Below are 21,078 nucleotides of genomic sequence, written 5' to 3'. Positions count from 1 at the left end.
TCGAAAGGCACCTCCCGTGACCACAGACGCGTACGTATACGACGCGATCCGCACCCCGCGCGGCCGCGGCAAGGCCAACGGCTCCCTGCACGGCACCAAGCCGATCGACCTGGTCGTCGGCCTGATCCACGAGCTGCGGACCCGCTTCCCCGGCCTCGACCCGGCCGCCATCGACGACATCGTGCTCGGCGTCGTGGGGCCGATCGGCGACCAGGGCTCCGACATCGCGCGCATCGCCGCCATCGCGGCCGGACTGCCCGACACGGTGGCCGGCGTGCAGGAGAACCGCTTCTGTGCCTCGGGCCTTGAGGCCGTCAACCTGGCGGCGATGAAGGTCCGTTCGGGTTGGGAGGACCTCGTCCTCGCGGGCGGCGTCGAGTCGATGTCGCGCGTGCCGATGGGCTCGGACGGCGGCGCCTGGGCGATGGACCCGATGACCGCCTACGAGACCGGGTTCGTGCCGCAGGGCATCGGCGCCGACCTCATCGCCACCATCGAGGGCTTCTCGCGGCGTGACGTCGACGAGTACGCCGCGATGTCGCAGGAGCGGGCGGCCGCCGCCGTGAAGGACGGCCGGTTCACACGCTCGATCGTGCCGGTCAAGGACCGCAGCGGGCTCACCGTGCTCGACCACGACGAGCACCTGCGTCCCGGCACGACGGCCGATTCGCTCGGCAAGCTGAAGCCCTCGTTCAAGGACATCGGCGACCTCGGCGGCTTCGACGCGGTGGCGCTGCAGAAGTACCACTGGGTCGAGAAGATCGACCACGTGCACCACGCGGGCAACTCCTCGGGCATCGTCGACGGCGCCTCGCTCGTCGCCATCGGCAGCAAGGAGGTCGGCGAGCGCTACGACCTCACCCCGCGCGCCCGCATCGTCTCCGTCGCGGTCTCCGGCTCCGAGCCGACCATCATGCTCACGGGCCCCGCGCCCGCCTCGCGCAAGGCGCTCGCCAGGGCGGGTCTGACCATCGACGACATCGACCTCGTCGAGATCAACGAGGCGTTCGCGGCGGTCGTGCTGCGCTTCGTGAAGGACATGGGCCTGTCCCTGGACAAGGTCAACGTCAACGGCGGCGCCATCGCGCTCGGCCACCCGCTGGGCGCGACCGGCGCGATGATCCTCGGCACCCTCGTCGACGAACTGGAGCGCCAGGACAAGCGGTACGGCCTGGCCACGCTGTGCGTGGGCGGCGGCATGGGCATCGCCACGATCGTGGAGCGCGTCTCCGGCTGAGCGGCCCGGAACCGACAACCCCCTTCGCCCGCACCAGACTTCACGGACTTCACGGAGACGGAAAGACCATGACGCAGAGCACGACCATTCGTTGGGAGCAGGACGACACCGGCATCGTCACGCTCGTCCTCGACGACCCCAACCAGTCCGCGAACACCATGAACCAGGCGTTCAAGGACTCCATCGCCGCGATCGCCGACCGCGCCGAGGCCGAGCTGGCCGCGAACCCCGACTCGATCCGCGGGTTCATCTACACCTCCGCCAAGAAGACCTTCTTCGCGGGCGGTGACCTCAAGGACATGATGAAGGCAGGGCCTGAGGACGCCCAGAGCGTCATCGAGTCCACCACCGGCATCAAGAACGCGCTGCGCCGCATCGAGACGTTCGGCAAGCCGGTCGTCGCCGCCATCAACGGCGCGGCCCTGGGCGGCGGTTACGAGATCGCGCTCGCCAGCCACCACCGCGTCGCCCTCGACGCGCCGGGCTCGAAGATCGGCCTGCCCGAGGTCACCCTCGGCCTGCTGCCCGGAGGCGGCGGCGTCGTCCGCACCGTCCGCCTCATGGGCATCGCCGACGCGCTCCTCAAGGTGCTGCTCCAGGGCACCCAGTACGCCCCGAAGCGCGCCCTGGAGAACGGCCTGATCCACGAAGTGGCCGCCACCCGCGAGGAGATGATCGAGAAGGCCCGCGCCTTTATCGACGCCAACCCGGAGTCTCAGCAGCCCTGGGACAAGCCCGGCTACCGCATCCCCGGCGGCACCCCGTCCAACCCCAAGTTCGCGGCGAACCTCCCCGCGTTCCCGGCCAACCTGAAGAAGCAGCTGAACGGCGCCCCGTACCCCGCGCCCCGCAACATCCTGGCGGCGGCCGTCGAGGGTTCCCAGGTCGACTTCGACAACGCCATCGCCATCGAGGGCCGCTACTTCACCGAGCTGGTCACCGGCCAGACGGCGAAGAACATGATCCAGGCGTTCTTCTTCGACCTCCAGGCCGTGAACTCGGGCGCCAACCGACCCAAGGGCATCGAGCCCCGCAAGGTCAACAAGGTCGCCGTCCTCGGCGCGGGCATGATGGGCGCCGGCATCGCCTACTCCTGTGCCCGCGCGGGCATCGAGGTCGTCCTCAAGGACGTATCGGACGACGCCGCCGCCAAGGGCAAGGCGTACTCCGAGAAGCTGTGCGCCAAGGCCGTCAAGCGTGGCCGCACCACCCAGGAGAAGGCGGACGCGCTGCTCGCCCGCATCACCCCGGCCTCGGACCCGCAGGCGGTGGCGGGCTGCGACGCCGTCATCGAGGCGGTCTTCGAGGACCCGTCGCTCAAGCACAAGGTCTTCCAAGAGATCCAGCACATCGTCGCCCCCGACGCCCTGCTCTGCTCCAACACCTCGACGCTGCCCATCACCGCCCTCGCCGAGGGCGTCGAGCGGCAGGCCGACTTCATCGGTCTGCACTTCTTCTCGCCCGTCGACAAGATGCCGCTCGTCGAGATCATCAAGGGCGGGGCCACCGGCGACGAGGCCCTGGCCCGCGCCTTCGACCTCGTACGGCAGATCAACAAGACGCCCATCGTGGTCAACGACTCGCGCGGCTTCTTCACCTCGCGCGTCATCGGCCACTTCATGAACGAGGGCATCGCGATGGTCGGCGAGGGCGTCGAGCCCGCCTCGGTCGAGCAGGCGGCGGGCCAGGCCGGCTACCCGGCCAAGGTGCTCTCTCTGATGGACGAACTGACCCTCACCCTGCCCCGCAAGATCCGCGAGGAGTCGAAGGCCGCGATCGTCGAGGCCGGCGGCACCTGGGACGAGCACCCGGCCGAGGCGGTCATCGACCGGATGGTCGACGAGTTCGGGCGGCCGGGCCGCAGCGGGGGAGCGGGCTTCTACGAGTACGACGAGGACGGCAAGCGCGCCGGCCTGTGGCCGGGGCTGCGCGAGCACTTCACCAAGCCGGGCACGGAGATCCCCTTCGAGACTGTGCCTTTTAAGGACATGAAGGAGCGCATGCTCTTCTCCGAGTCCTTGGACACGGTGCGGTTGCTGGAGGAGGGCGTCCTCACGTCCGTCGCCGATGCCAACATCGGCTCCATCTTCGGCATCGGCTTCCCCGGCTGGACCGGCGGCGTGCTCCAGTACATCAACGGCTACGAGGGCGGCCTGCCCGGATTCGTCGCCCGCTCGCGCGAGCTGGCCGAGCGCTACGGCGACCGGTTCCTGCCGCCCGCGCTGCTCGTGGAGAAGGCCGAGAAGGGCGAGACGTTCAAGGACTGACGTCGGGACCGGTGTCTACGGGAGGCGGTCCGTCGTGCGGAACGCCTCCCGCAGCTCTTCCTTGAGCGAGCGCTGGAACGCGGTCAACAGCGCCTGGATGACCAGCGGTTGCATATGGGCCGACAGTGACTTCACGTCCTGCTCGGCCCTCTGCGACACCTCGGAGCTGAAGAGGCGGGCCAGCTCCTGTGCCGCGCCCCGCGAGTGCTCCACCAGCACCTCGCGCGAGGCCAGGATCGCGTCCAACGACAGCGGTACGTCGAGGAGTTGGACGGCGAGCCGCAGCTGCCCGGTGTCGCAGCGGTACGTGTCCTCGCCCTCCCGCGTCAGTACGTCCATCGCCGCGAGCCGCGCCAGGTTCTCCTCGGTCAGCCCCCGGCCCGCGCGCCCGTCGAGCTCGCTCCGGGTCAGCGTCTCGACCGTGTCGGGAGCCCAACTCGCCACCACCGCACGGTGGATCGCCAGATCCTGCGCGCTCAGGTCGGCCGGCAGCTGCTCCAGATAGCGCTCGATCGCGGCCAGCGTCATGCCCTGGTGCTGAAGCTCCTCGATCAACGCGAGCCGCGCGACGTGGTCGGGCCCGTAGTGCCCCACCCGGCGCGGCCCGATCACCGGCGGCGGCAGCAGGCCCCGCGTGCTGTAGAAGCGGATCGTGCGGACCGTGACGCCGGCGTGGGCCGCGAGCTCGTCGACGGTCAGCGTGGGGGCCTCAGTGTCCGTCGTCATCTTCGCCTCTCGCCGCGATCCGGGTACAACAGTATTGCTGACACACCGACGTTGTGAAACCCAAGGAGAGGGGAAAGCGGGGCGGTCGGTGTCATAAAAGCGGGGCGGGCGATGTCATATACGCCTCCTCCGGTTCCACGTCCAGAGGCATCCCGGCATGTGAGAAGCGCCGCTATGTGATCTCCGCCACCGCGTGGGGGCGATCTTTGGGGGAAGGTGCCCCTCGGTCCGCACGCCGTCAGGGGTGATGCGGACCGAAGCACGTTCCGGACCCCGGCGGCCCCCACGCCGCCGGGCACCACAGAGTGGACACCCCCTCGTGAGCAAGGACGCCCTCAACACGGCCACGGACGCATCCCGCACAGATGCCTCCCAGGCGCCCGCCGACGCGGGCGACGCCGGCTACAGCAAGGCCCTCAAGAGCCGCCACATCAACATGATCGCCATCGGCGGCGCGATCGGCACCGGACTCTTCCTCGGCGCCGGAGGCAGGCTTCACGACGCGGGCCCCGCCCTCGTCTTCGCCTATCTGATCTGCGGGATCTTCGCGTACTTCGTGGTGCGCGCCCTCGGTGAGATGGTCGTCTACCGGCCCTCGTCCGGTTCCTTCGTGTCGTACGCGCGCGAGTTCCTCGGCGAGAAGGGCGCCTACGTCGCCGGCTGGATGTACTTCCTGAACTGGTCGATGACGGGCATCGCCGACATCACCGCCGTGGCCCTCTATACGCAGTACTGGAGCGCCTTCACGAGCATTCCGCAGTGGGTGCTCGCGCTGATCGCCCTCGCGGTCGTGCTCGCCGTGAACCTCGTCTCCGTGAAGTACTTCGGCGAGATGGAGTTCTGGTTCTCGATCATCAAGGTGGCCACGCTCGTGGCCTTCCTCTTCGTGGGCATCTTCCTGGTCGCCACGCAGCACCCGGTCGACGGCCACACACCGGGCCTGCACATGATCACGGACAACGGCGGCTGGATGCCCAGCGGCACCATGGCCGTGGTCCTCGTGATGCAAGGTGTCGTCTTCGCGTACGCGGCCCTCGAACTGGTCGGCGTCGCGGCGGGCGAGACCGCCGAGCCGCAGAAGGTCGTCCCGCGCGCGGTGAACTCGATCATGTGGCGTGTCGGCCTGTTCTACTGCGGATCGGTGCTGCTGCTCGCGCTGCTGCTGCCGTCCACGTCGTACACCTCGGGCGAGAGCCCGTTCGTGACGCTGTTCTCGAAGCTGGGCGTCGGCGGCGTCGGCGACATCATGAACCTGGTCGTGCTGACCGCGGCCATGTCCTCGCTGAACTCCGGCCTCTACTCCACGGGCCGCATCCTGCGCTCCATGGCCATGTCGGGCTCCGCCCCGAAGTTCACCGCGAAGATGAACAAGAGCCAGGTGCCCTTCGGCGGCATCCTGCTGACCGCGGGCGTTGGCGTGCTGGGTGTCGGCCTGAACTACCTGCTGCCCGCCGAGGCGTTCGAGATCGTCATCGAGGTCTCCTCGATCGGCATCATCGGCACCTGGGTCATGATCATGGTCGCCCACCTGGCCTTCGTCCGCCGGGCCAAGCAGGGCCTGGTCGAGCGCCCGAAGTTCCGGCTGCCGTTCTCCCCGGTCACGGAGATCGTCACGATCGTCTTCCTGCTCTCCGTGCTCGTCCTCATGTGGAACGACGAGGAGACCGGCCGCAAGACGCTCATGCTGATCCCGGTCGTCGGTGTGCTGCTCTTCATCGGCTGGTTCCGGGTGCGGCGCAACGTCGACCGCATGGCGTCGGACGAGCTGACGAAGGTGACCGACGGCAACTGAGTCCGTACGCCCGCCTTCCTTCACGGGGCCCCAATGCACTCGGTGCGTTGGGGCCCCGTGCCATGCGGGTAGGACACAGGCATGTCGCTGGTTCCGTGGGACGTACAAGTCAAGATCGGGCAGCTGGCCGCTTTCGTCGCGGCCCTGGCGACGGCGTTGATCACCTCCGCCCGCAGGCGCCGCCCGCCCACCGAACCGAACCCTCCGGAACCGCCCCCGTCCCCGGCCCCGCTCCCGGCCCACGTCGTGCCCTGCCGCCCGGCCCCGGCCACGGAGGCCGTCACGGACCTGTGCACCTGCGTCTCCGAGCTGGCCTCCGACCTGGCGAAGCGCTACGCGGACGACGGCCCCCGGCCACCGCGCCCGGACGCGCATACTTGATCGGAGACCGTCCCCGCAGGCTCCATGCGCACCACAAGGAGCAGCACCCCCATGAAGCAGCACGACCCGGACCCGCCGCCGCCCCCGCCCGGCGGCATCCTCTGGGAGACGGCAGGGGACATCCGCGCCCTGCTCGCACTGCCCGCCGCGTTCGTCCTCCAGGTCGCGCACCCCGCCGTCGGCGCGGGCGTCGACGAGCACTCGGTGTTCCGCACCGACCCCTGGGGCCGCGGCGAACGCTCACTGACCTCGGTGATGCTCTGGGTCTACGGGGGAGAGGCCGCCGCCGAAGAGGGCCGCCGCCTGCGCCGCCTCCACCGCACCATCCGGGGAACCGACCCGCACGGCCGCCGCTACCACGCCCTCACCCCGGCCTACTACGCCTGGGTGCACGCCACCGGCTTCCCCGTCTCCCGCTACGCGCGCCGCTACTTCGCCACGCCGTTCACGCCCGAGGAGGACGAGCGGTTCTACGCGGAGTGGCTGATGGTCGGCCGCATCCTCGGCATCCACGACCGGGACATGCCGCAGACCGTCGAGGAGTTCTGGCCGTACTACCGCAAGATGCTCGCGCAGGAGATCGAGCGGAACCCGGTGGTCGACGAACTGACGGCCCGCAGCCGCCCCCTCCCACCCCCACCGGGCCACCACCCGCTCCTCAGGTTCCTGTGGCCCCTGCTGCGCCCGGTCCTGACCCGCACAATGAGCTTCCTGTCGACGGGTCTACTCCCTCCGGAGGCAAGGCAGGCGATCGGCCTCCGGTGGACGCCCGGCCAGGAACGCCGCCTGCGCCACTTCGCGGCGTTGGTACGGCTGGTGGCCCCCCGCCTGCCCGAGCGCTTCCGCTACCTGCCGATGGCACGAAGGGCACGAGCATCGAGACGGGTGGGCAAATCCAGCCTCGCCGGCGATTGAGGCGCCATTCAAGCCCCTGCGGCGATTGAGCAGCGGGGTCCGGGGCAGAGCCCCGCGACCGCACCCCCGACGCGGCGCGTCAACGCTCCGAGTGCACCCCATTCGTGGCAGCAATCCGCTTCCACGACTTGGGCTGCGCCGCCCGGGACCCGTCCGAAACCGCGGACGCGGCCGGCTTCGACGGCTCGTACAGCCACGTGTCGAACAGCGACCCCAACCGCTCCCCGGACACCTTCTCCGCATACGCCTCAAAGTCGGAGACACTCGCGTTGCCGTACGCGTGCTGCTTCGGCCACCCCTTCAAAATCGCGAAGAAGTCCTTCTCGCCGACCTTGTTCCGCAACGCCTGAATCGCCAGCGCTCCCCGGTCATAAACGGCCGCGTCGAACTGGTTCTCCGCCCCCGGATCCCCCGGCTTCACCGTCCAGAACGCGTCGTCCGCCGGATGCTGCGCATACGTGTAGTCGGCGAGCTCCTGGGCCGTGCCCTCGCCCTCCTTCTCCGACCACAGCCACTGCGCGTACCGGGCGAACCCCTCGTTGATCCAGATGTCCTTCCAGCCGCGCACGGAGACACTGTCGCCGTACCACTGATGCGCCAACTCATGAACGACCACAGATACGTTGGCCCCATTGGCGAACTGCTTCGGCGAGTAGAACGGCCGCGTCTGCGTCTCGAGTGCGAAGCTCGACGGCACGTTGGGCACATACCCGCCCAGCGCCTCGAACGGATACTTCCCGTAGACCGACTCCAGCCACTGCGCGACCTCGGTCGTCCGCTCCACGCTCGCCTTCGCCGCGCCCTCGTTCGCGCCGAGGTCCTTGCTGTACGCGTTGACGACGGGCAGCCCGTCCTCGGTCTTGTCCGTCGTGATGTCGAACTTGCCGACCGCCAGGGTGGACAGATACGTGGCCTGCGGATGGGCCGACCGCCAGTTGAACCGCGTCCACCCGAGCTTCGAACTCTGCGACTGCAAGGTCCCGTTGGAGATCGCCTGGGTACCGTCCGGCACCGCGACCGACACGTCGTACGTGGCCTTGTCGAGCGGATGGTCGTTGGAGGGGAACCACCAGGCCGCCGCCTCCGGCTCGTTGGCCGCGACACCGCCGTCCGGGGTGCGCTGCCAGGAGGTGAAGCCCCAGAGCTTCACGTCGGACGGCTTGCCCGCGTACTTGACCACGACCGTGAAGGGCGTGCCCTTCGGCAGTCCGGCCGCCGGGGTGACCTCCAGCTCCTGCACGTCGGACTTCGCGAACTTCGCCTTCTTGCCGTTCACCAGGACCTCGCTCGCCGTGAGCCCGAAGTCGAGGTTGAAGCGCGACAGGTCCTGCGTGGAGGAGGCGAGGATCGTCGTCGTGCCCTCCAACTGGTCCGTCTTCGGCTGGTACTTGAGACGCAGGTCGTAATGGGAGACGTCGTAGCCGCCGTTCCCGTACGCCGGGTAGTAGGGATCACCGATGCCCGACGCCCCCGGCTGGAAGTCGGCCGCCGATGCCGGGATCGCCAGCAGCAGAGAGGCCGCGAGTGCGCCGGGGGCGATGAGTCTGCGGTACACGGAAACTCCAAGTCGTAGGGGGCGTCAGGCGGTTGCCGGCCGCGGACGGATCACGTCCGTGGCCGACGCGACGACCCTATTCAGCACCCGGCGCCCCGGTCATGTCCATGGCCGCACCAGCCACACGATCGTCATCTGGCCGACATGTGCCTTTGCGCCCCACGGACCTGTCTTCCACGCCTACGGCCCTCTGTCGCACGGCACTTGACCCGTGTAACTTCCGCGCCATGCCGATACCTGCCAGACGCAGCCATCGCCACCCGCACCGCTGGAGAACCCTCGCGGTCGCGGTCACCGTCGCCCTGCTGTCCGCCCTCCTGGGGGCAGGCGCCACCGCGTCGGCCGCCCCGGCCCGGCCGACCGAGTCCAAGCCCGTCTACTCCTACGCCGACGCCGTCCGCGAGTCCGTCTGGGTCGACACCCGGCTCGACGGGGACGACAACGGGAAGACCGACCGGGTCGCCGTCGACATCGTCCGGCCCCGCGAACCCGCCGCCCAGGGCCGCAAGATCCCCGTGATCATGGACGCCAGCCCGTACTACTCCTGCTGCGGGCGCGGCAACGAGAGCCAGAAGAAGACGTACGACGCGGACGGAAACGTCGTACAGATGCCGCTCTTCTACGACAACTACTTCGTGCCCCGCGGCTACGCGTTCGTCGGCGTCGACCTGCTCGGCACCAACCGCTCCGACGGCTGCGTCGACGTCGGCGGGGCCTACGACATCGGCAGCGCGAAGGCCGTCGTCGACTGGCTGAACGGCCGCGCCAAGGGCTACACCACCCGCACCGGCGGCGAACGCGCCAAGGCGGACTGGACCAACGGCCGCACCGGCATGATCGGCAAGAGCTACGACGGCACCGTCGCCAACGGCGTCGCCGCGACCGGCGTCGAGGGCCTGGAGACCATCGTGCCGATCGGCGGGATCTCCTCCTGGTACGACTACTACTTCCAACAGGGCGCCCCGCTCTACGACTCGGGCCCCGAGTGGCTGTCCGACTACGTCGAGAGCCCGGCCGCGAAGACGCGCTGCGCCGCCGTACAGAAACGGCTGGTCGACGATGCGCCCAGGACCGGCGACTGGACCGGCCTCTGGCAGGACCGCGACTACGTCAAGGACGCCGACAACGTACGCGCCAGCGTCTTCGTCGTGCACGGCATGCAGGACCTGAACGTCCGCGCCAAGCACTTCGGCCAGTGGTGGGACGCCCTCGCCAAGAACGGCGTCGACCGCAAGATCTGGCTGGCGCAGACCGGCCACGTCGACCCCTTCGACTTCCGCCGCGGCGCCTGGGTCGACACCCTGCACCGCTGGTTCGACCACGAACTCCTCGGCTACGCCAACGGGATCGACCGCGAGCCGATGGCCGACATCGAGCGCGCCCCCGACCGCTGGACCACCGACAAGGTGTGGCCGCCGCGCGCCACTGGGGCCGCCGCGCTGCGCCCCGCCAAGGGCGACAAGGCCGGCGTCGGGACGCTGGGACTGAAGACCGGCTCCGGCACCGAGTCCTTCACCGACAACCCGGCGCTCGGTGAACTCGACTGGGCCGGGAAGATCCAGCAACCGACCGCCGAGAAGGCCGGGTTCCTCAGCCGCCCGCTGGCCGAGGACCTGCGCCTGTCCGGCTCCTCGAAGGTGACGGTCACCGCGACCCCGTCGACGTCCAGCGCGCACCTGAGCGCCGTCCTCGTCGACGCCGGGCCCGCCACGATCCGTGACTACGCGGGCGCAGGCGAGGGCATCACGACCGGTACCGACCGCAGCTGCTGGGGACCGAGCACCAGCGGCGACAGCTCCTGCTTCCTGACCACCGCGACCGCGACCACCGACGTCAACTCGACGGTGTTCAGTCGGGGTTGGGCCGACCTCGGCACTTCCGCGAACCCGAAGCACGGCACGGCGCTCACGCCCGGCAAGCCCTATACCCTCACGATCGACCTCGCCGCGAGCGACCACGTCGTACCGAAGGGGCACCGGCTCGCCCTCGTCGTGGCCGGCACCGACAAGGACCTGATCGACCCTCCGTCCACCAAGCCGACCCTCTCCCTCGACCTCGCCCGCACCGCGGCCCGCGTCCCCGTCGTCGGCGGCGCCCGAGCCTTCGCGGCCGCCACCTCCGGCCCCACCACCGCCACCCCCCAAAAGTCCGCGGCCGACGGCGTCAGCCCGTACCGCCAAGGCCGTCCAGTACCGGGAGGCAGCACCCGATGAGAGCACGTCCCCGCACCCTCGCCCTGGCCACCGCCGTCGTCGCGCTCGCCGCACCCCTCGTGGTGGCGGCCCCGGCCGGCGCGAGCGGCACCACGGCGCCGCCCCGCACCGGCTTCGAGGAGACCGACGGCGCCCGCTGGACCACTCAGCCCGAGGAGAAGCAGCTCCTCGCCACCGTCGACAAGGCCTCCGACCGGGTCTCCGTCTCCCGGATCGGCGAGACGAAACAGGGCCGCCCGCTGAACCTGGTCAGGATCGGGCAGCACCGCACCGCCAACACCGTGCTGCTGATCTGTTCCCAGCACGGCGACGAGCCGTCGGGGCGCGAGGCCTGCCTGACGAAGATCCGCGACCTCGCCTACACCAAGGACAGGGCGACCCAGCGCTTCCTGTCCCGCACGACCCTGCTCGTCGTGCCCACCGCCAACCCCGACGGCAACGCCGCCGACACCCGCGGCAACTCCGACGGCATCGACATCAACCGCGACCACATCGCCCTCAAGACCGCGGAGGCGCGGGCGATGGCCGCCGTCATCCGCGACCGGCAGCCCGACGTCATCTACGACCTGCACGAGTACGGGGCCACGCCCAAGTACTACGACAAGGACCTGTTCGACCTCTGGCCGCGCAACCTCAACACCGATCCCGCCGTGCACGACCAGGCCGAGTCGCTGTCCCTCGACCATGTGCGGCCCGCCGCGGGCGACGCCGGGTACTCCACCGGCACGTACGGCATCTGGACCGACCCGGAGACCGGCGAGCCGATCAAGCAGACCGCGGGGGACGGGCAGGAGCGGATCCTGCGCAACGTCTCCGGCGTCAAGCACTCCGTCGGGCTGCTCATCGAGAGCCGCGTCGACCCCGGCACCCCCGCGGAGGAGAAGGACCCGGCGCTGGTCAACCAGCGGCGCCGTGACTCCCAACTCGCGGCGCTCGGCGGCCTGTTCACGTACACGTCCGAGAACCGGGGCGCGATCGAGGCCGCCACCACGGCCGCCCGCGCCAAGGGCTTCACCGACCGGGGTCCGATCTATCTCGGTGGCGCGGACAACGACCCCGCCGAAGCCGCGGAGGTCATCAAGGATCCGCCGTGCGGCTACCGGCTGAGCGCGACGCAATACGCCGAATTCAAAGACGAATTGGCGCTTCACGGCATCTCTGTCAAGAAGTCGGGCAGCGGCGCCTTCGTCCCCCTGCGTCAGTCCGAACGGGCCCTGGTCGCACTGCTCCTCGACGCGCGCGCGTCCTACCACCTGACGGAAGGGGAGCCCGACACACGCTGCTGATCGGGTTACGGGAGTGTCAGGTGTGGTAGGTCGTAGTGGGTGACAAGCCCTCAGAAACCCCCCAGCGATACGCCCGTCCCCGAGGAGGGAGCGACCGCCGCGCAGAGCCCCGCCACGGACCGGATCGTGTTCGGCGTCACCGCCGTGCTCACTCTGGCCTTCGTGGTCTGGGGCGCCGTGGCCACGGACAACCTCGAGAGCGTGTCCAGCACGCTGCTCGGCGGCCTGATGCACAACGGCGGCTGGGCGTTCGTCCTTGCCGCGACCGGCTTCGTGGTCTTCGCCCTGTGGCTCGCCATGAGCCGCTACGGCAAGATCCCCCTCGGCAAGGAGGGCGAGGAGCCGGAGTTCCGCACGGTCTCCTGGATCGCGATGATGTTCAGCGCCGGCATGGGCATCGGGCTCATGTTCTACGGAGTGAGCGAGCCGCTCGCGCACTTCACGACGCCGCCGCCGGGCACCGACCCGGCCGACGACGCCGAGGCCATGGAGACCGCCATGGCCACCACGCTGTTCCACTGGACGCTGCACCCGTGGGCGATCTACGCGGTCGTCGGACTCGCCATCGCCTACAGCACCTTCCGACGACGCAGGCGGCAGACCATCTCGTCCGTCTTCGTGCCCCTCATCGGCGAGAAGCACGCGCACGGCGCGTGGGGCCGGGTCATCGACATCCTCGCGATCTTCGCGACGCTGTTCGGCTCGGCCGCCTCCCTCGGACTCGGCGCCCTGCAGATCGGGGCCGGGTTCAAGGCGGCCGACTGGATGGACGACGTCAGCACCGGGCTGCTCGTCTCGATCATCGCGGTGCTGACCGTCGCGTTCGTCTTCTCCGCCATCTCCGGTGTGGAGAAGGGCGTCCAGTGGCTGTCGAACATCAACATGGTGCTCGCGCTGCTCCTGGTGGTCTTCGTGTTCATCGCGGGCCCGACGATCGTGAACCTGGACCTGCTGCCGACCTCGCTCGGCGCGTACCTCGACAACTTCCCGCAGCTCATCGGCCGCACCGAGGCGTCCAGCGGCAAGGGCGTCGCCGACTGGCTCAGCAGTTGGACGGTCTTCTACTGGGCCTGGTGGATCTCCTGGTCGCCGTTCGTCGGCATGTTCATCGCGCGCATCAGCAAGGGCCGGACGATCCGTCAGTTCGTCGGCGGCGTCATCCTCGTGCCCTCGACCGTCAGCCTGATCTGGTTCGCCGTCTTCGGCGGTTCCGCGATCAACCTCAAGGAAGGTGGCGCCCTCAAGGGCGCCGACACACCGGAGACCCAGCTCTTCGGCGTGCTTCAGGAGTACCCGATCGCCTCCGTGACGAGCCTGCTCGTGATGATCCTCGTCGGCATCTTCTTCGTGTCCGGCGCGGACGCCGCGTCGATCGTCATGGGCACCCTCTCGCAGAAGGGCGCGCTCGAACCCGGAAAGTTCGTCGTCGTCTTCTGGGGCGTCGTGACCGGTGCGGTCGGCGCGATCATGCTGATGATCGGCAACGGTTCCGGGGACGCGCTCACCGGCCTCCAGAACCTGACGATCCTCGTGGCGGCACCGTTCGTCCTCGTCATGATCGGCATGTGCTGGTCGCTCCTGAAGGACCTGCGCCAGGACCCGCTCATGGTCCGCGGCGAGATGGGCATCGAGGTCGTCGAGCAGGCGGTCGTCGCAGGACACGAGAAGTACGGCGGCGAGTTCGAGATCCGCATCGGTCCGGGCAGCAGCCTGGAGACCGAGGGCGACCCGATCGGCAAACATCACGACGACTGAGGCTGTAGGTACGGGTGGGGGCGTGGTCCGATTCGGGCCACGCCCCCACCCGTTCGCCGGTGTGCGAGTACGTGTGGGTGTTCGTCGGGCCTCGGCTATCCGGCCTCGACCAGCTCGGCCGCCTCCTCGGCGCAGCCCCACGCCACGGTCACCCCGGCGCCGCCGTGCCCGTAGTTGTGCACCAGCACCCGCCCGGCGCCCCGGTCCTCACGCTCGATGCGCACCGCAGGACGTGCCGGGCGCAGGCCCACGCGGTGGTCGAGGATCCGCGCACCCGCGATCTCGGGGCGCACCTCGGCGCAGCGCTTCACGATCGCCTCGGCGGTGGCCGGGTCCGGCTCCAGCGACCACGCGTCGTCCTCGGCGGTGCCGCCGAGCAGCAGGCGCCCCGGCTGCGGCAGGAAGTACGTCGTCCCGTCGGACGCGCGGTCTACGGTGGTGAACCACGTGTCGACGCCCGGGTTCTCCACGATCACCAGCTGCCCGCGGACCGGGCGCACGGACTCGTCCGGCACCAGTTCGCGGGCCGCGAGCCCCGTGCAGTTCACGACGGTCGGCGCGACGTCGAGCGCCTCGTCGAGAGACGCTACGGCGCGCGCCTCGACGGCGATACCGGCCCGGCCCAACTGGTCACGCAGCCACACCAGATGGACCGGCATGTCGATCAGCGGGAGGCGCGCCGCGAGCCCCCGCGGGGTGTCGTGCAGGCCCGCCACTTCCGCGGCCCACGCGCCGAGCCCGTCGAGCCGGGAGTCCCCGTGCACGCCGTCGACCAGGCGCACGCCGGTCTCCTCGGGGCGCGCAGCCCACTCCTCGTAGCGCCTGAGCGAGCGCAGCGACCACGCGCCCACCTTCGCTATCGGGTCGATCCGGTACGGCCACCACAGGCCGCCCGCGACCGCCGAGGTCGTCCGCTCGGCGACATCCCGCGACCACACGCGCACCGGGCGCCCGCGGTGCGCGAGTTCCAGGGCGGTGGCCATGCCGATGACGCCGCCGCCGACCACGATCACTTCACTGCCGCTGCTGTCACTGATCATCCATGGACGTTAGAGGCTGACGGACGCAGACGGAATGCGTCATGCCGCGCTCACGGTGGGTGCGGGCGGGAATACTCGCCTCATGGCTGCTGCTGCCGATGACTACGCGACCTTCGGCCTGGCGCCGGCGATGCGCGCCGGGGGAGTCCTCGCGGACGGGGACTATCAAGTGCACCGGGACTTCGTGGACTTCATCGTCGACGGCCGCCCGCTGCTCTTCCAGCTCTCCGACCTGGACGCCGTGTCCCCGCTCGCCGCCGACATCCCGCCGGCGATCTTCGCGCACCACGTGAAGCGCCTGCTCCTGGAGGCGGAGGCGCCGCTGCCCGGCGGGCGGTGTGTGATCTACGGGTGCCCGGAGTGCGAGGGGATCGAGTGCGGGGCGGTGACGGCGCTGATCGAGCGGGACGGGGAGGGGGTGGGGGAGGGCGGTTCGGATTACGTCTGGCGGGACTTCGCCTGGCAGACGGACGAGCGGGTCGACCTGGACCTGAACGGCTACCACGGCATCGGCCCGTTCCGCTTCCGCGCCACCGAGTACCGGGCCGTGCTCGGCCAACTGCTGCACGGAGACGGACTGTTCGTGCCACCGCGCCGCAAGGTGCTGCTGATCGGCGCCCGCGTCGCGGTCCTCGCCCGGCTCGCGGCGGCGCTGCGCACCATCGGCGTCGGCGCGGACATCACGCAGGACGCGTCCGGCGTCCCGCCCGAGGAGCTGCGTACGTACGGGGTGGTGGCCTTCGGCAGGGCAGTGGAAGATGCCCAACGGGCGTCGATACGCAGCGAGTTCGAACGAGCCGGAGCCGACGTCGCCTACGTCGACGGCTACGCGCCGATCATCCCGCTCCTCGTCGCCCAGATCGAGAGCGCCCTGGACCGCGTCCCGCCGGCGCAGCGCCGACTGACGCGGCTGGTCGCCGCCGACGGCGAGGCGGGCGTCGAGGTCACCTCCACGTGCCGCGTCCGCATCACGGCCTACCGCCTGGACCGCCTCTACCGCACCCACACCCACGACGTCTTCGACGCGACCCTGCCCCCTGGCCGCCACCGCATCTCCCTGGACCCCAGGGCAACCCGCCCCCAATCCTTCCTCGTGGCCCGCACAACGGGAAGCGTGCTGGTGGCGCGTATGGAGGGGGAGGGCGGGCGGTGACGCGGCCCGGCCCCGTTCCCCGCCTATCTCCCACCCGCCCGCCCCCTCCGGGGGCTTAGGCCCGACGGGGTGCCGCCTGCGGCGTGGGCAATCCGCCGCCGCGCGGTTCCCGACCGTTTGGGTCGACGCCGCCCCGCCTCGCGTAGTCTGCCGCCCCCACCGGCTCCCGCTCATGGCGGTCGAAGCCCACCGCCTTGAGCAATCTGCCGCCACCCCGACTCCCGGCCATGGCAGTCGGCCGCCACCGCCTTGGGCAATCTGCCGCCTGGGGCGGCAGGGTGGGCAAGGCGGCACCCCGGTGCGGCGCAACGGAAACAGCGGGCGCTGCCCCGGCACAGCTCGATGGCCCCGGTGCCGCGCAACGATGCCGTCGGGACGGACCCCGTCGCGGCTGGGTGCCCCGGTCCAGCGTCCCCGTGTCGACGGGCGTCGACCCCGTCACCGTCAAGCGCCCCGGCCCACCGCCCCGGTGACGACACACGCCAACCCCGCACGCCCAAAAAATCCCGCCGCCACCCACCCGCACCCCCGACTAGGATCACCCCCCTGATGACTGCAACGCTCGTAGCCAAGAATCTCGCCGCGGGGCACGGTGACCGCACCCTGTTCTCCGGTCTCGACCTCGTCGTCGCCCCCGGCGACGTAATCGGACTCGTCGGCGCCAACGGAGCCGGTAAGTCCACGCTCCTGCGCCTCCTCGCCGGCCTCACCACCCCCGAGGAGGGAGACGCGCGGCTCTCCCCGCCGACCGCCACCGTCGGCCACCTCCCGCAGGAGCCCGACCGCCGTCCCGGCGAGACGATCCGCGAGTTCCTGGCCCGCCGCACCGGCGTGACCGAGGCGCAGCGCACCATGGACGAGGCCACCCAGGGCCTCGTCGACGGCACGCCCGGCGCCGACGACGCGTACGCCACGAGCCTGGAGCGCTGGCTGAACCTGGGCGGCGCCGACCTGGACGAGCGCGCCGAGGAGGTCGCGGAACAACTCGGCCTGAACGTCGGCCTCGACCAGGCGATGACGTCCCTGTCCGGCGGCCAGGCGGCCCGCGCCGGACTCGCCTCCCTCCTCCTCTCCCGCTACGACGTCTTCCTCCTCGACGAGCCGACCAACGACCTCGACCTGGACGGCCTGGACCGCCTGGAGACCTTCGTACGCGGCCTGCGCGCCGGCACCGTCGTCGTCAGCCACGACCGCGAGTTCCTCAACCGCACCGTCACCAAGGTCCTCGAACTCGACCTCGCCCAGCAGGAGATCAACCTCTACGGAGGCGGTTACGCCGCCTACTTGGAGGAGCGCGAGGTCGCACGCCGCCACGCGCGCGAGGAGTACGAGGAGTACGCCGACAAGAAGTCGGCCCTGGAAGGCCGCGCCCAGATGCAGCGCACCTGGATGGACAAGGGCGTCAAGAACGCGCGGCGCAAGGCGACCGACAGCGACAAGCTGGGCCGCAAGTTCCGCAGTGAGGCGAGCGAGAAGCAGGCCGCGAAGGCCCGCCAGACGCAGAAGATGATCGAGCGCCTCGACGTCGTGGACGAGCCCCGCAAGGAGTGGGAGCTGCGCATGGAGATCGCGGCGGCGCCCCGCTCGGGCGCGGTCGTGGCCTCGCTTCGGGACGCCGAACTACGGCGCGGGGACTTCGACTTCGGCCCGGTGACGCTCCAGATCGACTGGGCGGACCGCGTCGCGATCACCGGCGCGAACGGCTCCGGCAAGTCCACGCTGCTCGCCGCGCTCCTCGGCCGCGTCCCCCTGAACTCCGGTCACGCGACGCTGGGTTCGGGCGTGGTCGTCGGTGAGGTGGACCAGGCCCGCGCCCTGTTCCACGGCCCCGAGAAGCTGCTCGAAGCCTTCGGTGCGGCCGTCCCCGACATGGAGCCGGCCGAAGTCCGCACGCTGCTCGCCAAGTTCGGCCTCAAGGCGGACCACGTGCTGCGCCCCGCGGCCACCCTCTCCCCGGGCGAACGCACCCGCGCGGCCCTCGCCCTCCTCCAGGGCAGAGGCGTCAACCTCCTGGTCCTGGACGAGCCGACGAACCACCTCGACCTCCCGGCGATCGAGCAACTGGAGTCCGCCCTCTCGACCTACGAGGGCACCCTCCTCCTGGTCACCCACGACCGCAGAATGCTGGAGTCGGTCCAGACGACCCGCCGCCTCGAGGTGGCGTCCGGCAAGGTGACCGAGGTCTGAGGGGCGCGCCCAGCCACCTACGACCGCTTGGGGGCGCGGGGAACTGCGCGCCCAGCCACGCGTGGGCGCACAGTTCCCGCAAACGTCAACCCCGGGTGCCTACGCCAGCCCCGCCTTGCGCAACGCGTCCGCCATCGCCGAGTTGGCCGGCGCGGCAACGGGCTTCCCCTTGCCGCCACTCTTGCCACCGCCGGAGGCACCCTGCCGGGACTGCCGCGGCGGCTTCCGGTCGCCACCCCGGTCGCCTCGGTCTCCCCGCGGACCGCGATCACGCTCGCCGCGATCCCCACGTCCCCCGCCCCCGCCGGAGGCCCCGTCGTCGAGACGCAGCGTCAGCGAGATCCGCTTGCGCGGCACGTCGACGTCGAGGACCTTCACCTTGACGATGTCGCCCGGCTTGACCACATCGCGCGGGTCCTTGACGAACGTACGGGACAACGCCGAGACGTGCGCGAGCCCGTCCTGGTGCACACCGATGTCGATGAACGCCCCGAAGGCGGCGACGTTCGTCACGACGCCCTCGAGCACCATCCCCGACTCCAGGTCGCCGATCTTCTCGACGCCCTCCTTGAAGGTGGCCGTCTTGAAGGCGGGCCGCGGGTCGCGCCCCGGCTTCTCCAGCTCCTTCAGGATGTCCGTGACGGTCGGCAGACCGAACGTGTCGTCCACGTAGTCGGCCGGCTTGAGCGAGCGCAGCGCCCCCGCGTCGCCGACGAGGGAGGCGACCTCGCCGCCCGTCGACTTCGCCATCCTGCGCACCACCGGGTACGCCTCCGGGTGCACGGAGGACGCGTCCAGCGGGTCGTCGCCGCCGCGGATCCGCAGGAAACCCGCGCACTGCTCGTACGCCTTCGGGCCGAGCCGTGCGACGTCCTTGAGGCCCTTGCGGTTGGTGAACGGCCCGTTGGAGTCGCGGTGCGCCACGATGTTCTCGGCGAGGCCGGAACCGATGCCGGACACGCGCGCGAGGAGCGGCGCGGAGGCGGTGTTCACGTCCACCCCGACACCGTTCACACAGTCCTCGACGACCGCGTCGAGCGAACGCGACAGCTTCACTTCGCTCAGGTCGTGCTGGTACTGGCCGACACCGATCGACTTCGGGTCGATCTTGACCAGTTCGGCCAGCGGGTCCTGGAGGCGACGCGCGATCGACACGGCGCCGCGCAGCGACACGTCCATGTCCGGAAGCTCCTGCGAGGCGAAGGCGGAGGCCGAGTAGACCGACGCGCCCGCCTCGCTCACCATCACCTTGGTGAGCTTCAACTCCGGGTGCTTGGTGATGAGTTCACCGGCGAGCTTGTCGGTCTCGCGGGACGCCGTGCCGTTGCCGATCGCGATCAGGTCGACCGCGTGCTCCTTGGAGAGCTTCGCCAGCTTGGCGATCGCCTCGTCCCAGCGGTTGGCCGGGACGTGCGGGTGGATGACGTCGGTGGCGACGACCTTGCCCGTGTCGTCGACGACCGCGACCTTCACGCCCGTACGGAAACCTGGGTCGAGCCCCAGCGTCGCACGCGTGCCAGCGGGAGCGGCGAGCAGCAGGTCGCGCAGGTTCGCCGCGAACACCTTGACCGCCTCGTCCTCCGCGGCCGTGCGCAGTCGGGTGCGCAGGTCGAGGCCGAGGTGCACCAGGATGCGCGTGCGCCAGGCCCAACGGACCGTGTCCTGAAGCCACTTGTCGCCCGGGCGGCCCTGGTTCCTGACCCCGAACCGGTCCGCGATGATCGGCTCGTACGAGGACGAGGGCGCCGAGGAGGCGGCCGAGGTGTCGGCGTCCGCGGCCGGCTCCTCCGGCTCCAGGACGAGCTCCAGCACGTCCTCCTTCTCGCCGCGCAGCATCGCGAGGACGCGGTGCGAGGGCAGCTCGGTGAAGGGCTCCGCGAAGTCGAAGTAGTCGGCGAACTTTGCGCCCGCCTCCTCCTTGCCGGACTTCACCTTCGCCGCGAGCCGGCCGCGCCCCCACATGCGCTCGCGCAGCTCACCGATCAGGTCGGCGTCCTCGGAGAAGCGCTCGGTGAGGATCGCGCGGGCCCCGTCGAGCGCGGCCTGCGCGTCGGCGACGCCCTTCTCGGCGTCCACGAACGCGGCAGCGGCGGCCTGGGGCTCCACCGACGGGTCGCCGAGCAGCCCCTCCGCCAGCGGCTCGAGCCCCGCCTCGCGCGCGATCTGCGCCTTCGTGCGGCGCTTGGGCTTGAAGGGCAGGTAGATGTCCTCCAGGCGCGCCTTGGTGTCGGCGGCGCGGATCTGCGCCTCCAGCTCCCCGGTCAGCTTGCCCTGCTCGCGCACCGAGTCGAGGACGGCGGTGCGCCGCTCCTCCAGCTCGCGCAGATACCGCAGCCGCTCTTCCAGGGTGCGCAGCTGGGCATCGTCGAGGGACTCCGTCGCCTCCTTGCGGTAGCGGGCGATGAAGGGCACGGTCGAGCCGCCGTCGAGCAGCTCGACCGCGGCCTTCACCTGCCGCTCCCGTACGCCTAGTTCCTCGGCAATCCTGCTCTCGATGGATCCGAGCCCGGATCCAGCAGTGGTGCCAACTGTGGGTGTCGCCACGATCCCGTACCGCCTATGTCGACTGAG

The 21,078-nt window shown here is 70.4% G+C and carries 14 protein-coding genes; 10 read left to right on the top strand and 4 right to left on the bottom strand.

Annotated features, from left to right (window positions below):
- Nucleotides 1-16 precede the first annotated feature (16 nt).
- Together ACOKM3_RS09175 and ACOKM3_RS09170 are read left to right on the top strand one after the other, a co-directional pair.
- On the top strand, nt 17-1,237 hold the full coding sequence (locus tag ACOKM3_RS09175) for an acetyl-CoA C-acetyltransferase (RefSeq protein WP_426898743.1): 1,221 nt from the start codon (nt 17-19) through the stop codon (nt 1,235-1,237).
- Nucleotides 1,238-1,305: 68 nt separating this feature from the next.
- Nucleotides 1,306-3,504, top strand: coding sequence for a 3-hydroxyacyl-CoA dehydrogenase NAD-binding domain-containing protein (locus tag ACOKM3_RS09170; protein ID WP_426898741.1), 2,199 nt, complete (start codon nt 1,306-1,308; stop codon nt 3,502-3,504).
- Between the two features lie 15 nt (nt 3,505-3,519).
- Here ACOKM3_RS09170 and ACOKM3_RS09165 read toward each other — a convergent pair whose 3' ends face one another.
- Nucleotides 3,520-4,230 (bottom strand): MerR family transcriptional regulator, encoded by a 711-nt coding sequence (locus ACOKM3_RS09165; protein WP_426898740.1) that lies wholly within the window; start codon nt 4,228-4,230, stop codon nt 3,520-3,522.
- 319 nt (nt 4,231-4,549) lie between these two features.
- On the opposite strand from ACOKM3_RS09165, the gene ACOKM3_RS09160 reads away from it, so the two are divergent.
- The 3 genes from ACOKM3_RS09160 (at nt 4,550) to ACOKM3_RS09150 (ending at nt 7,318) form a co-directional block, all read left to right on the top strand.
- Entirely contained in the window at nt 4,550-6,022 is a 1,473-nt protein-coding gene (locus ACOKM3_RS09160; protein ID WP_426898738.1) for an amino acid permease, read from the top strand.
- An 81-nt stretch (nt 6,023-6,103) separates the two neighbouring features.
- A complete protein-coding gene (locus ACOKM3_RS09155; protein WP_426898736.1) occupies nt 6,104-6,403 on the top strand; it encodes a hypothetical protein in 300 nt (99 codons plus the stop codon).
- A gap of 51 nt (nt 6,404-6,454) precedes the next feature.
- The gene (locus ACOKM3_RS09150) at nt 6,455-7,318 is read left to right on the top strand and encodes an oxygenase MpaB family protein (RefSeq protein WP_426898734.1); all 864 of its coding nucleotides are present in this window, start codon (nt 6,455-6,457) and stop codon (nt 7,316-7,318) included.
- Between the two features lie 79 nt (nt 7,319-7,397).
- On the opposite strand, the gene ACOKM3_RS09145 is transcribed toward ACOKM3_RS09150, so the two are convergent.
- Nucleotides 7,398-8,873 carry a M1 family metallopeptidase gene (locus ACOKM3_RS09145; RefSeq protein ID WP_426898733.1) on the bottom strand — a complete coding sequence of 492 codons (1,476 nt, stop codon included), beginning with the start codon at nt 8,871-8,873 and terminating at the stop codon, nt 7,398-7,400.
- A gap of 227 nt (nt 8,874-9,100) precedes the next feature.
- Between ACOKM3_RS09145 and ACOKM3_RS09140 the strand changes: the two genes are divergently transcribed.
- The 3 genes from ACOKM3_RS09140 (at nt 9,101) to ACOKM3_RS09130 (ending at nt 14,127) form a co-directional block, all read left to right on the top strand.
- On the top strand, nt 9,101-11,086 hold the full coding sequence (locus tag ACOKM3_RS09140) for a Xaa-Pro dipeptidyl-peptidase (RefSeq protein WP_426898731.1): 1,986 nt from the start codon (nt 9,101-9,103) through the stop codon (nt 11,084-11,086).
- On the top strand, nt 11,083-12,372 hold the full coding sequence (locus ACOKM3_RS09135) for a M14 family metallopeptidase (RefSeq protein WP_426898729.1): 1,290 nt from the start codon (nt 11,083-11,085) through the stop codon (nt 12,370-12,372). Before ACOKM3_RS09140 ends, ACOKM3_RS09135 begins: the two co-directional genes overlap by 4 nt.
- Before the next feature lie 126 nt (nt 12,373-12,498).
- Entirely contained in the window at nt 12,499-14,127 is a 1,629-nt protein-coding gene (locus ACOKM3_RS09130; protein WP_426906744.1) for a BCCT family transporter, read from the top strand.
- 95 nt (nt 14,128-14,222) lie between these two features.
- Here the strand turns inward: ACOKM3_RS09130 and ACOKM3_RS09125 are convergent, their stop codons facing one another.
- Entirely contained in the window at nt 14,223-15,167 is a 945-nt protein-coding gene (locus ACOKM3_RS09125) for an NAD(P)/FAD-dependent oxidoreductase (protein WP_426898727.1), read from the bottom strand.
- 82 nt (nt 15,168-15,249) lie between these two features.
- Here ACOKM3_RS09125 and ACOKM3_RS09120 point away from each other — a divergent pair, with 82 nt between their 5' ends.
- Complete coding sequence (locus ACOKM3_RS09120) at nt 15,250-16,320, top strand: oxidoreductase (protein ID WP_426898725.1); 1,071 nt, start codon at nt 15,250-15,252, stop codon at nt 16,318-16,320.
- A 549-nt stretch (nt 16,321-16,869) separates the two neighbouring features.
- Nucleotides 16,870-18,507, top strand: coding sequence for a ribosomal protection-like ABC-F family protein (gene abc-f / locus ACOKM3_RS09115; protein WP_426898724.1), 1,638 nt, complete (start codon nt 16,870-16,872; stop codon nt 18,505-18,507).
- Nucleotides 18,508-18,606: 99 nt separating this feature from the next.
- Here abc-f and ACOKM3_RS09110 read toward each other — a convergent pair whose 3' ends face one another.
- Nucleotides 18,607-21,051, bottom strand: coding sequence for a Tex family protein (locus ACOKM3_RS09110; RefSeq protein WP_426898722.1), 2,445 nt, complete (start codon nt 21,049-21,051; stop codon nt 18,607-18,609).
- Between the last annotated feature and the right edge of the window lie 27 nt (nt 21,052-21,078).

Source organism: Streptomyces nidicola (assembly GCF_050106155.1).
GTDB lineage: Bacteria > Actinomycetota > Actinomycetes > Streptomycetales > Streptomycetaceae > Streptomyces.
This window is presented reverse-complemented; position numbering and strand designations above follow the sequence as displayed.